Consider the following 12,043-nt stretch of genomic DNA (forward strand, 5'->3'; position numbering starts at 1 on the left):
GATCCCGGATAGGGGGCTGTTGTTTGAAAGGACTGCGCAGGCATGGATATCTGCATCCTGCCAATATAGCGAGTATTATAGTCTCCGAGATCCACAATTAATTTTCCGCTAGCATCCCAGCACTGAATTCCTCCAGTCATAATCTCACCTCACCTCACCTCACCAAAGCCCAGAGCGCATACGAAGCCTGCCATTAGAATCAAAAATTTGTTCAAGAGTGCTAGTGATAACTTTTCTACCCGCGCCATTACTGCCGTTAATCTCAAAATTCCCACTCTTATCCAAGCGCCACCCCATCCTGCCAGCAACATAATCATTCGACTGAATATAGTTCCCTATCTTCGCGTTGCTTATAGTCCCGTTTTGAATTAACCCTTCATTAATAAACACTTGTCCATCCACCACGGCAAACGGCGAATACTGATTATTGTTTCCCCCGCTCATCAGAACGAACTGATTGGCGTTAAACCCAACGCGGGTTGTCACTGGCTTGCCGCTCTCGGCCAATACCGCGATAGACATACCGGCGTTGTAGAAGGTGCCGTTCACCCGAACGCCAGCTTTCAGTGTGTGGATGGCCGTCGCGCCGTCTGCATCTACCGTCGCTGTCAGTTTGTCCTCAAGTACCGCCGTCACGCCGTCAATCTGCGCCTGCACCTGGGTTTTCATCTCAGCCAGACCGCGATCAACTTCCGCAATCGTGGTTTTCACCACCAAAATATCGGCGCGCACTTCGCCGTACTGCGCCCATTGGTGCTCTACCGTCGCGTTGTTGGCCAGCGCATTCTGCAAGATGGCGCCGATGTTGGTGTCGATATCGCCCACCAGACGTTCACCGTCTTTTGTGGTCAGCAGATCGTCGCCGATGCTCTCGAGATAATCGCCGGCGTCTGCATTCGCCTGCCCGTCGATCCAACCGGTCCAGTCGCCCTGATTGCCGGTGCGATCCTGCAGCCGCGCACGGAACCAAAAAGCCTGCCCTGCCTTCAAGCCAGTCATGCTATGGGTATGGAGCGGATATGGAATATCGGCCAGCAGCAGGGCGTTGCCGCCAGCAGCGTTATCCGCGTATTGGATTTCAGTTTTCAGCGTATCTTCAGCGCCAGCGGGGAAACGCCAATCAAGCTGGATTCCCCACAGCAGCGGGGATGCCTTGAAGCCGACCGGCATCGGCGGCTTACCCTCTTTGCCCTTGAGGTGAGTTTCCATCGATGCCGCCCAAACAGACGAAACGTTGCTGGCGTTGATGGCTCGAGCCCGTACAAGGTAACGCCCAGCATAAATACCCGGCACTTCGAAACCGAGCGCGGACGTACGCGGTACCGACACCCAGTTACCGTTATCCTTGCGCCACTCCGCCTCATAGGCGATCGCACTCTCAACCGCGCCCCAGGCAGCGCGCATCGTGGTGACGGCAATACCTTGGCTCACGGAGGAATAACTGTCTATGACAATGTTTTTCGGCGGCGCCTGAACACCGGGTGGAATAATCGAGATTGGACGTTCATCGATACGCGCGCCGGTATCGATACGGCCATATTTATACGGATCATGTTCCATCGCGTTGATCGTGAAGGTGTTATCGCCATTATCGGCGATGCCCGCCACGCGATAGAGCTGAACGGCCAGATCGTCCGCGTCGATCGACCAAGCAGACTCAGGTGTCGGTATCTCGCTGTATGCAGTGGTGACCGTCACGACGCGCTCATTCACCGCCTGTACCGTGCGCGCCTGTGCCTTGCCGGAAGGTAGGTTAACGAGCAGGCGATCGCCAGCTTTAGCACCCGGCTTTCTGTCCAATGTCAGTTTACGGCCATCCACGCAGCTGATGCGTCCGCCAATTGCCCGGCCTGCCAGCATCTGGTCCGCCACGCCGACAATATGCCCCGGCATAGGGATCATGCCATCCAGACCGACGGAGAAGCTCACCGTGCGGTCTTTGCTGTTGGTCAGTAACGCCCAGCGCCCCCGGCGATTAGCCTCACTTTGACGGGTACAGCCGATAGCTGTTAACTCTGTCTGGTTAACGTCATAGCGACGGACCAAGTCATTATCAAAAACAGCCTCAATCGCGTCAGCATAATGGTTGGCGGGATCGGACCAACTAACCATCGCCGTGCTATAGCGGGTGCGCTCGCTGGCAGATGAATAGGTAAACTTGCCGTCAATAACGTTAGCGCGGGTATAGGTGAAGTCCATATCGCGCGGCATATCCGCCAGGGCGACCATTTGGTTTCGCCCCCAATAGGTCATACCCCGAAAGATACCCGCCAAATCGCTCAGAACTGTCCAGGCATCCTCGCGCGATTGAATGTAAACGTTACAGGTGAAGCGCGGTTCGGTACCGTCGCCGCCCAGCCCGTCAGGAACAAGTTGATCGCAATACTGCGCAATACGGTATAGCTCAGACTCGGATACCTGGGAGGCGTCGATGCGATCGCCAAGACCAAAACGCTCAGCCAGCATAATGTCGTAAAACACCCACGCCGGGTTATCGCTGTAGGCCCACTTGAAGCCACCGGTCCAAACACCGTTATAGCTTCGTGTTTCTGGGTCATAGTTATCAGGCACACGGATCAGGCGGCCGCGCGGTTTGCAGCTGATCTTCGGAATGTTCGGGAACTGTTTGGAATCGAACTCGACATACAGCAGTGCCGTGTTCGGGTAGCGCAGTTTGGCGTCGATGATTTCGGTTAGCGCCCCGAGATTCATGCGATCGACGATTCTGGCGCTGTTAGCATTGGGCGTCAGCCGGCGTACGCGCAACTGCCATCCCGTAGTGGCCTTCGGCAAATTGATGCGGTGTGAACGTTCATACAACGAGGTAGTTTTATCGTCGATCGCTGCCGTTAACACCTCTTGGTAGCTGCCGCCGTCAGTCGCCACGTCGATGGCATATTCGATGCGATAACCGTTGACGTCCCCGTTGTCTTCCTGCTTTTGCAGCATGGGCCAGCCAAGCCGAAGGCGAACGGCGGAAAGTTGCAGATTCGAGACCGAACGCACCCACGGTGTACCGCTTTTCAATTCGCTGCCTATCACGATCTCATTTTCGACGGCGGGAATGCCCTGGATATACTCCTGCACCTGCGAACCAGGACGGAATTCCCAGCGGAAACCGGGAAAGTTCTCCGTTCCGTCGCTGCTCAATACCGGCGTGCCATCAACAAAAATGTTCGTGCCATCCAGCCCGCCGGCAAACTCCCCTTCGCCCAATGCGAATAGCATCTTCGCTCTGGCGATCGACTGAATGCTGTCCGGCGATTCTACCGGCGTGTGGCCGCCACCGCCGCCGCCTTTTCGCCCACGGATAATGTTCTGTGCCATATTTCGCCCATAAAAAAAGCCGCTATTGCGGCTGTCTGTTCAAACGGATGTCGTTATTGCTGGTCTTCGGTATAAATGCCTGCGGAGATAATCGCCCCGCCAATCTCACGCGTGCCATACAACACGCCGACGGGGTTGCCCTGCGCCGTTGTGTTGACCGGGCCACCAAAGGCATAGCTTGGTTTATTTTCCGGGCCTTGCCGCATGCGCAACCCCCCCATTTGCGGGGAGAGCATTTGGAGGATGCCGCCGAGGGCGAGGGAAGCGCCGGCCATCGCTGCCATGCCGGTGGCGCCACCAGCAGCAAATGCTCCCATAGCTCCCGCAGCAGTCCCCGCAGATATGTACATAGCGACGGCTACAAGTGCCACACCCAGCACAGTCTGGAATAGACCTGCACGCTTGCTCCCAATCACAACGGGAACAAGGTGAATATCTTCCGTCCCTTTGGTTAGCTCCAGCTCGTCCTGCCGGACATTACGCTTACCGACAAAAATAGAAAATGTCAGGCCGCGTTTGTGAGCTTCAAGCATGTAGCGTTCGAAACCTGGTAACAAGTTCTTCATTGCATCAATGGCTTTGGGTACCGTCGTAGCACGATACTTGAATTCTCTCCCAAAAGCTTTGATCAACGGTCCGTGAAACCTTACCGTTCTGAGTGGAGTTTCAATTAACGACATGTATTTTCCCTTATAAAAAACCCACCGATGGTGGGTTTTATTGAAAATGTATGTTTACAGACATGACTTAATGTCAGATATAACCTCACCATTTCTATTGGTTATTTCCCCCAATTGGTGTTTGCGGCTTCACCTCTATACACAACTTGCCACTGAGCTTCTTTCTCTAATATATCTATATAGCCACTACCGTTAATTAGCACCAGTGCAATACCACTTTCTAATTAGGCTTACTTACTATTTCTATACGCATACCATTGAATGTACGCTTATCTGATTTTTTCTATAATGCAGGCAGCCAGATAATTTACATCCTTTTTAGACGTAAACTCTGCCCTAACCCTTTTGTTAGCTCTGGGTTTGCACAGCTTGCCTGCATCAGTAAGGTAATGGGTAATACTAGTTTTTTTATTAATATTCCCCTTATTGTTTTCAACATCGTAACAAAGGACTACATCATTTCTCTATGCCGCAGCACCTTCACCGTGCGTTCTTTCCAGTAGCCGCCATAGGGCACCCGCTGGCTTAACATACCGTACATATGGTGCAGTAGCATGCCATCTTCCAGCAGAATGCCGGCGTGATTGGCCACCGGCGCCGAGACCTGCATGATCGCCATATCCCCCGGCAGCGGTGGGCCGCCGAACTCACGAAAACCACATTTGTGCCAGTTATCCAGATAAAGATTTTCCTCCCGCTCCCACCACGGATAATCAACGCGATAATCTCGTAATTCGATGCCATGCTGCTGCCGGAAATAGCTCATGATAAGCCCCCAGCAATCAGTATGCCCCAGCACAAACTGGCGCCCGACTAACGGCAAATCTCCACGCGGCATAATCGTGCGTAGATCGCCCTCCGGCCAACTGGCGATCACCCAAGGCAACTCTAACGCGTCACATTGTGCCTTATCCAGCTCGCTCGGCTGCGTGGTGGCATCAGGGTGGCTGTGCACAATCATGGTGATCGTGCCCCACCCGGTAGCGGCCACATAGTCTTCAGGCGCCAGATAAAACTGTTCGGTGGGATCCTCCGCCAAGTTACGGCACGGGAAATAACGCTCCACGCGGGACTTTTGCGCCACCACGCCGCAGCATTCGCGCGGATACTCGGCCATCGCGTGCGCCATAATGGCCGCTATGGTTTTCTCTTTCATCTCTCCCCCTACTGCCGGATTAATGAGGCACCGGGGAACCCACCGAACGGCAACGGTTCGTTCTCGCCAAAACGTTTTTGGCAATCGCTCAGTAGCCCGCCGCAGCGATCCTTGCTCGGGTCATCCACCGGATTGCCCTTGTCGTCAAAGTATCGGATACCGGCATAATCGCAGCCCTTGCCGGTGCGATAACCGCCGCGCGAGCACCAGGTACACAGGCTATGAATTTGCCGGGTCGGAATGCGCAATCCCCGTAGGTCTGTCGGGCTGGAGAGCTCGAACTCCACCGCTTCGTCGCTTTCCGTCGCCTTGCGGTCGATATAGAACACCTGCAGCTTTTCCTGCAGCGGATCAGCTGTAGGATTGCCCTCAGGAAAATTATGGGCATCGAGATAGTGCATCAATGTATCGTGGATCAGCACTTTGGCCTGTGCCATATCCTCGAACTGCAGGCAGAGCGCCGTAATCAGGCCGTTTATATTGGCCACCGTCAATTTAGGCGCGCTGCTCTGACTGTCAGAAGAGATTTCAAGCCCCTCGACACTAAACGGCCACGGCCCGTACTCCTTGCCCTGCCACCAGATCGATTTTGCAGGTAGTTTCGTTTCGTCTCCGCCTGCTGCAGCCAGTTCTTCCGGCGTATAGGGCAGTGTGTCACTATGAAAGCGTAGAATATCAGCACCGAACTTTGTCCCGTCCACTTCAACAAGGCGAACGCGATTGCCCGGCTCCAACTTCTGCAGGTCTGTATTCAGCATGATTAATCTCGGTTAAACGTGAAACGCCTCGGTAAACGTGGCCGTCAGTGAATAGTTATCGCCGCCCATGGCAACAGGCTTATAGCCTTCGCAGCGGTAGAGGCCGGGAACATTGGTCGGTGGTGTCCATTGAAAAGATCTCACCCCGTAATGATTTTCCAAGAAGACGATGATCGGCGTGATGTAGTCATACTTACCGACAAAGGTCAGATCCCAGGAACGCACGATCGGATTAATGCCGTCGCCGGAGACCTGCGCATATCCGTCGCCGAACTGCGCCTTTCTGACGCGAAAACGCATATCGCCGGCAGCATTGACGCGCGCCGGAAATTCAAATGTTTGAATACCCATTACATCCCCTTGATTGCTTTCCAAATCGGCTGGCCCGGCATCAGGTTTCTGTTGATCACCTTCTGGCTCTCCTGCGCGGCGATACTCCCCATCTGCTTGCCAAACTCTCCCCAGCCAGGATCGGCCTGTGTACCGACGTTGCCACCGCTCTCGATCGTAATGTACACATTCGGCGCCGCCGCAGCCTGTTGGCCACCGCCCATCGCCCTCACCCCCAGAGAACCATCGGCGCCACGCTTGAGTGGCATGATGGCTTCAGGCCCAGCCTCGCCCATTACCCCTGCGCCTTTGGCGAAGGCGAACAGAGTCGGATTGTTCACCACCTGCCCGCTGTAAGCACTCAGCGAAGGAGATGCATAAACCCCACCTTTAGCGTTGGGAACGTAACCTTGCCATCCCGTAGACATACCCATCGCACCGGAACCTGCCGCACCAGCGCCAGCACTGGCTGCACCACCCATTAAGCCGCCGCCGATGCTCATAAAGGTAGAGAGAATGGTTTTCGTCAATAACGCTTGCATCGCCATATCGATAAGTTGCTGAACGACAGACTGGGTAATGGAAGAAAACAACCCAAGCATATTTTGTTTAAAACTCTGCGTGCCGGTCAGCAGATCAAACATCATGCCGGAGGTGCGCTCCCGCGTCATATCCACCAGCCCCAACGCCATCTTGTGCACGCGGCTCTGACCACCGTACAGGCTTAGCGCTTGCTGATACTGAGCGTCCGACGATTCCTGTGTCACCGCCTGCATCAGTTGCTCATAGCGCTGTTTATCCAGAAAGCCCTGCTGATAGTAGGCCTGGTATTGAGCCTGTTGCTGCACAAGTTGATTATTCAGGCGAGCGACGGGATCTACATCGCCCGCGATATTCAAGCGCGGCGCGGCGAGCGTGTCAGTTTCGGCCTTCAACCGCTGGCGCTGAGTTTCTTGCTGCTGGATCCGGCTGGCGGTCTGGTATTCGCGTTCGGTCAACAGTCGCCCGTCATACAGCGCTTTCAGCTCCTTGCTGACTTCCTGACCCTTGCGCACCGCCGCCTGCCCCGGAGCGTACTGCTCGGCCAGCTGTTGCCGCTGCTGCTGATACTTCTCGGTATTCAACGCCATCATGCGCTGTACATCCGCTTGCCCGGCGCCAGCGGCTTTGGCAGTTAATACCAGCTTTGCCTGTGCGCTTTGCTCATCCAAAGCGATCTTGTCGAGGCTGCTCAGATGCGCCCGCTCCATCTCCTGACGTAACTGCTGATACTGCTCAAGAGCCTGCTGCTTGCTGTTATCACTGAAGGTACGATCGACAAAAATAGCGCTTTCTTGATGGTTTTTAGGTTTGTCAGGCTTAGTCTCAACATGGCTGCCGTTGCCATTTAGTGCATTGACGGCGTTGTTTCGACGGGTTCTGATCGCTTTCTCGCTCTCAATGGCATCTTCCAACTGCCCTCGCAAAACGTTCCGTTCTTTCCTCAACTCTTCTGGATCTGAATAGAGGAACCCAAAAGTCCCCTTGCGGCGACGTTCCAGACCCGCAAGGCGGGTATCACTCAAATACGACAACTGGCCTTCAATCTTCGTTTTCTCCTCACGAAGATTTTTTAACTGATCGTCAAAACTATCAATTTTAATGGCTAATTTCGCTTTGGAGAGCTTATGAAGATCGTCGGCAGTTTCAACTACCGCATCTTTCAATGCCAAAGCCGATTGGCGCGCCAATTGGTTCTGCTCATGAAAATACAACATCCCCAAGCCCGCCTGGATGGCAACACCAACCGGGCCGCCAAGCGCACCCAACGCAACATTGGCAACGCGGGATGCGGCACCCGCCCCACTCGTCGCCTGCGCTGCGCCGCGCGCAGCCGCTGCCTGACCGCGCCAAGCCGCCGCGCTGTCATTCAGACCTGAGGCCAGTTTCAGCACCTCCTCGGTTCGGCTACCTCCCCCATCCCCAGAACCATTACTCGCCTGCCGAGCCGCTTCGTCCAGTTGTTTCATCTGCGCCGTCGCTGCCGTAGTGACGGAAGAAAGTTCGGTAAGCACCTGTCCATACTGCCGGGCGGTGGCAACGAGCTCCCTCAGCGACAAGTCAACCCCAGCCAAACCTGCCAATTTTCCCGCCAGGCCGCCAAGAGTACTGCCGATACGTTGATAGGTTTCGTCGGTCTTTTTCGCGTCCTGTTGAGCCTGACGATTGAACTTTGTGGATTGATCGCCGGCGGTACGGTAAGCCGCCGTCAGTTTGTTTTTAAAGTTGGCGTCATTCAGGTACAACCCGACCGCCAACGATGCTACCTCAGCCATTTCCCAGCACTCGCATAACGTCAGCACACTGCATATCAATACTGCTTTGCGCGGGCTGAACGGATTGGTGAATAGGGGCACTCTCCACCGCATCGGCCGTCATGCCTTGCAGTTTAAAATATGCCCGCCAGTGATTCAGGATTTGCGCCGGCAATGCGGCGATCTTGCGCGGATCCGGCTCACCCCAGCGATCGGCCAGTTGGAACACCAGCATCAGCCAGGGCGAGTCAGTCAGTTTTTTTCCGCGTCCTCCAGGCTGCCGACCGCATGGCGTTTGACGGCACCGATGGCTTCGACCAGCGTCGGGTTGTCGTGCGCCACCAGCAGCTCATCCACGCTGGGCAGCGCGCTGGCCGGAATGCGCTTGCCGTCTGGGGTCATAAAGCAAGACAGCAGGAGTTGAACGTTGAGCTTTGCCGCCTGGCTCATATCGCCGCTGTCGATGGCGGCTTTCATGCCATCTTCGTTTTCCTGCAGTTCCGCGGCTTTCAACCGACGGATGAAGGTCTTGGTGCCAAAAATTTGCGTTTCAATCACATGGTCGTCGGATTTCAACAGCGCCGCTTTCAGGGCCTTAAGATCATATTTCTCAGTCATGATTATTCCTTATTCATAATGCGTGATTTATGCAAATGATCGCCGCAGGTCATACTTGCCTGCGGCGCAAAACATCGCGCCAAACGCCTGGATACGATAGTTCACTCAACGCGACTTTTCGGTTTGTCACACCTTCGCTGTTACCGCTCCCCAGGTGTTGCTGTTCTGTTTGCCCTGTACGGTAATTTGAATAACTTCACTCGCTGGGGCGGTGATCTCATTCATTTTCCAACCGGACAAAGACAGGATAGAAGTGGAAGTGCGGCCATTCGGCAGCTCAACATAAAACTGCACGGTTTCACGCTTATCTGCGGCATTCAGGAACGCAGCAAAATCGGTATTGGCAGGATCGTCGATAAAGCCAAGGGATTTCTCAGCCCCCTCAGGCAGGTCGGAAATAAACTGTTTCGTGGTATCAAGCAGCGTCGTGCAGTCAACAAAACTGCCCGTTTGCCCCATTTCACCTACTGCTTTACAGTTCGTCAGTGCTTTCATCGTCGCCGGCGTGGCGCCTACTGTGCCCCACTTAACGATAGTTCCAGCAGGCAGCATGGCGTACTCTGGCGAAGTTTTATCAGCCATAATTTTTCTCTCTCTTTTTTGATGAAGAATGGTGGTAGCAGTCGCTACCGGTTTTCTATGCCATAGCGGATGTTGGCCGCCAGGATGCGTAACACTTGAGTTTTGTTGTGATCCAGTGCTGGCCGGATAAATGGAGCGGCAGCTTGAGATGCCGTGCCGTATTCCTGTGCCAATGCTTTTTGGTAATGCTGTTTACTGGGGCCGACACGCAGGGTCAGTACTCCCCAACCGGCAACACCAGAAACGATGGCGATGCTGTCGCGCAAATATGATCTGTTTTCCATTGCGCTATCGCCGATATACTGCGGCATATCCCTGAGTACCGGAGCCAAAGCGGAACATCCGGCGTCATGCAGAATTCTTGAGGCGACATCACGCTTCACGGTCTCCAACCTACGTGCCAGCTCAGCCATGCCGGAAACGTTGGCACCGATCACGCTGCATTCTCCGAATGACAAATGATGTAATCGCGCACCATGCGGTATTGAATGCGGTTATCCGCCAACGTTGTGGCACCTTGCAAGATAGTGCTGCGTGTCACGGCCTGCACCGGCCAATGCCCAATATGACCATGCTGAATCCCTTCCCAGGCGGTAAGAATGATCTTATCCAGCGCGATTAACCGGGCGTAGTCATCAATAACGTACAGCACGATTTGAAAGCGACTCTGCACCAGCGAGGTATTAACCAAACCGGTATTAAGCTTCAAATCGCTGATTTTCTGATAAGTCACGCCTTCTAGTCCGGGATCCGACAGCACCAGCGGATATACCGGCATATGAGTTAATTCCTCCAGCGCAGTTTTAATTTCAAATTCAATCATTATGAGCATCAGCCTCCGTTGTCATATGAAGTCGAGTAGCTTGAGGTGTAGGCGAGCTACACATCGTGGTCTATCGGTATTCATGGTTTTTTACGATAAGAAGTGCTGTGGCATAAGCATTCAGCAAGCAATAGAAAGCTTGGGGAAGAAGGAGCGGGAATTTAGGATAAAAACAATGCAGACTCCGCTGCGCGCCTTGTCACCAAACCATCGAGTCTTATACCACCGGCATTTACCCACCGACCAAACTCGTTAGCTGCACCTTGCTTATCACCAGCATTCACTCTGCGAAGCAAAGTCGAGGACGCTAGCGAACGTAAGCCGAGGTTATAAGCAAAGCTCACCAGAGCATCAAATTGCCCCTGGGTGATGGATACATTCACCAATTGATTGACACCTTGTTCAAACTGAACAAGGCCACACCTCAGTAGACGTTCAGCCATCGTCTGATTAATCTGCATGCCGGGGCCGATTTTCTTGCCTTCTACCGGATGCGTCCAGCCATAACCGATGGTCCAGACACCCACCGAGTCCTGATATGCCTTCAAGCGCAACCCTTCCGCATGCTTAATCAGTGCCATTCCGTTTTTACTGAGTTTCATTGGCTTCCTCCTGACACTTTGTTGAGAAATCGGCGTTCCAACGATTTAATCAGCGACGCGCCTGACCAACCAGCCATGCCGCAAACGCCGCCCATCACCTCCGATGGCCAGTCGTAATGCAACGCAATCATCACCATGGTCAGACCAGCGAAAATAGAGACAAAGAGCTGTAGAAATAGCGTTCGCCAACTGAACGCCTCACCGTTCAATACCTTGAATGAGTAACTGGCTATGGCGCCCAACAAAGTCATGCCAACGGCGATCAGCATAGAGAGGATGTTAGGCTCACTTTTCCAGGGCATTTTCATAACCTCCCTCCCACTACCGGGGCATTGCCCGAACATCGGGAAATTGAAATAAAAAAGCCACCCGAAGGTGGCCTCATTTTGACTGATACAATATTCACATCATATCGGCATACTACATTTTTTAAATATCGTAAAAATCACCAATAGCTGGCGACCTCATACTGCAATTTCAACCCACAGGCTAAAAAAACAAAATTACGCTAAAGCGATATTTTAAATTTGGTTATTGCGTCAAACAATTAACTACTTTTATCAGATTACAGCCATTTTTGCGTACGCGTTAGTTTTTTTTAAACTATTTTAGCCCTAAAAAAGAAACACCAGCGACGTAAAAAAACTTTCACTACCGTGCAAGCAACTGCCATTTACATCAGATTATCAGTGTTTTTGCGTACGCGTTATTTTTTATGTAAAAACATAACAACATGACATTACTGATGCTTCACGATCAAAATGTAATACACTGAATTGTAATTATTTTTATCAATAGTGCATTTGAAAGAGGAGATAAAAAAACAAAACCCCGCCTTGGCGAGGTTTATGATTGGGTAATTGCGTACTGACT

The 12,043-nt window shown here is 53.1% G+C and carries 13 protein-coding genes; all 13 read right to left on the reverse strand.

The features are described 5' to 3' along the window. Window positions 1–159 precede the first annotated feature (159 nt). Complete coding sequence (locus SGBXF1_RS16395; RefSeq protein WP_186427194.1) at window positions 160–3,327, reverse strand: TipJ family phage tail tip protein; 3,168 nt, start codon at window positions 3,325–3,327, stop codon at window positions 160–162. A 53-nt stretch (window positions 3,328–3,380) separates the two neighbouring features. Then, a complete protein-coding gene (locus SGBXF1_RS16400) occupies window positions 3,381–4,007 on the reverse strand; it encodes a tail assembly protein (RefSeq protein WP_186427195.1) in 627 nt (208 codons plus the stop codon). A gap of 451 nt (window positions 4,008–4,458) precedes the next feature. Beyond that, entirely contained in the window at window positions 4,459–5,163 is a 705-nt protein-coding gene (locus SGBXF1_RS16405) for a C40 family peptidase (protein WP_186427196.1), read from the reverse strand. 8 nt (window positions 5,164–5,171) lie between these two features. Then, the gene (locus SGBXF1_RS16410) at window positions 5,172–5,924 is read right to left on the reverse strand and encodes a phage minor tail protein L (RefSeq protein ID WP_186428526.1); all 753 of its coding nucleotides are present in this window, start codon (window positions 5,922–5,924) and stop codon (window positions 5,172–5,174) included. A gap of 9 nt (window positions 5,925–5,933) precedes the next feature. Next, window positions 5,934–6,272: a phage tail protein gene (locus SGBXF1_RS16415; RefSeq protein ID WP_061807991.1), complete on the reverse strand. Its 339-nt coding sequence runs from the start codon at window positions 6,270–6,272 to the stop codon at window positions 5,934–5,936. After that, window positions 6,272–8,566: a phage tail tape measure protein gene (locus tag SGBXF1_RS16420; protein WP_186427197.1), complete on the reverse strand. Its 2,295-nt coding sequence runs from the start codon at window positions 8,564–8,566 to the stop codon at window positions 6,272–6,274. The genes SGBXF1_RS16415 and SGBXF1_RS16420 overlap by 1 nt, the downstream gene beginning before the upstream one ends. Next, entirely contained in the window at window positions 8,559–8,780 is a 222-nt protein-coding gene (locus SGBXF1_RS16425) for a hypothetical protein (RefSeq protein WP_186427198.1), read from the reverse strand. The genes SGBXF1_RS16420 and SGBXF1_RS16425 overlap by 8 nt, the downstream gene beginning before the upstream one ends. 17 nt (window positions 8,781–8,797) lie before the next feature. Continuing rightward, window positions 8,798–9,163, reverse strand: coding sequence for a phage tail protein (locus tag SGBXF1_RS16430; RefSeq protein ID WP_186427199.1), 366 nt, complete (start codon window positions 9,161–9,163; stop codon window positions 8,798–8,800). Between the two features lie 126 nt (window positions 9,164–9,289). After that, the gene (locus SGBXF1_RS16435; protein WP_061807994.1) at window positions 9,290–9,745 is read right to left on the reverse strand and encodes a hypothetical protein; all 456 of its coding nucleotides are present in this window, start codon (window positions 9,743–9,745) and stop codon (window positions 9,290–9,292) included. Between the two features lie 44 nt (window positions 9,746–9,789). Beyond that, entirely contained in the window at window positions 9,790–10,182 is a 393-nt protein-coding gene (locus tag SGBXF1_RS16440) for an HK97-gp10 family putative phage morphogenesis protein (protein WP_186427200.1), read from the reverse strand. Beyond that, the gene (locus tag SGBXF1_RS16445) at window positions 10,179–10,568 is read right to left on the reverse strand and encodes a hypothetical protein (RefSeq protein WP_061807996.1); all 390 of its coding nucleotides are present in this window, start codon (window positions 10,566–10,568) and stop codon (window positions 10,179–10,181) included. The genes SGBXF1_RS16440 and SGBXF1_RS16445 overlap by 4 nt, the downstream gene beginning before the upstream one ends. Before the next feature lie 161 nt (window positions 10,569–10,729). Next, on the reverse strand, window positions 10,730–11,170 hold the full coding sequence (locus tag SGBXF1_RS16450; RefSeq protein ID WP_186427201.1) for a lysozyme: 441 nt from the start codon (window positions 11,168–11,170) through the stop codon (window positions 10,730–10,732). Continuing rightward, complete coding sequence (locus tag SGBXF1_RS16455; RefSeq protein WP_061807998.1) at window positions 11,167–11,478, reverse strand: phage holin family protein; 312 nt, start codon at window positions 11,476–11,478, stop codon at window positions 11,167–11,169. The genes SGBXF1_RS16450 and SGBXF1_RS16455 overlap by 4 nt, the downstream gene beginning before the upstream one ends. Between the last annotated feature and the right edge of the window lie 565 nt (window positions 11,479–12,043).

Origin of the sequence: Serratia grimesii (assembly GCF_900186025.1) — a bacterium.
Taxonomy (GTDB): Bacteria; Pseudomonadota; Gammaproteobacteria; order Enterobacterales; family Enterobacteriaceae; genus Serratia; species Serratia grimesii.

Excerpts from the sequence above, each read along its gene's own strand:
- SGBXF1_RS16430 (WP_186427199.1), bottom strand. The coding sequence starts at position 9,163 with ATGACTGAGAAATATGATCTTAAGGCCCTGAAAGCGGCGCTGTTGAAA.
- SGBXF1_RS16405 (WP_186427196.1), bottom strand. The coding sequence starts at position 5,163 with ATGAAAGAGAAAACCATAGCGGCCATTATGGCGCACGCGATGGCCGAG.
- SGBXF1_RS16420 (WP_186427197.1), bottom strand. The coding sequence starts at position 8,566 with ATGGCTGAGGTAGCATCGTTGGCGGTCGGGTTGTACCTGAATGACGCC.
- SGBXF1_RS16445 (WP_061807996.1), bottom strand. The coding sequence starts at position 10,568 with ATGATTGAATTTGAAATTAAAACTGCGCTGGAGGAATTAACTCATATG.
- SGBXF1_RS16425 (WP_186427198.1), bottom strand. The coding sequence starts at position 8,780 with ATGCTGGTGTTCCAACTGGCCGATCGCTGGGGTGAGCCGGATCCGCGC.
- SGBXF1_RS16435 (WP_061807994.1), bottom strand. The coding sequence starts at position 9,745 with ATGGCTGATAAAACTTCGCCAGAGTACGCCATGCTGCCTGCTGGAACT.
- SGBXF1_RS16455 (WP_061807998.1), bottom strand. The coding sequence starts at position 11,478 with ATGAAAATGCCCTGGAAAAGTGAGCCTAACATCCTCTCTATGCTGATC.
- SGBXF1_RS16450 (WP_186427201.1), bottom strand. The coding sequence starts at position 11,170 with ATGAAACTCAGTAAAAACGGAATGGCACTGATTAAGCATGCGGAAGGG.
- SGBXF1_RS16400 (WP_186427195.1), bottom strand. The coding sequence starts at position 4,007 with ATGTCGTTAATTGAAACTCCACTCAGAACGGTAAGGTTTCACGGACCG.
- SGBXF1_RS16395 (WP_186427194.1), bottom strand. The coding sequence starts at position 3,327 with ATGGCACAGAACATTATCCGTGGGCGAAAAGGCGGCGGCGGTGGCGGC.
- SGBXF1_RS16415 (WP_061807991.1), bottom strand. The coding sequence starts at position 6,272 with ATGGGTATTCAAACATTTGAATTTCCGGCGCGCGTCAATGCTGCCGGC.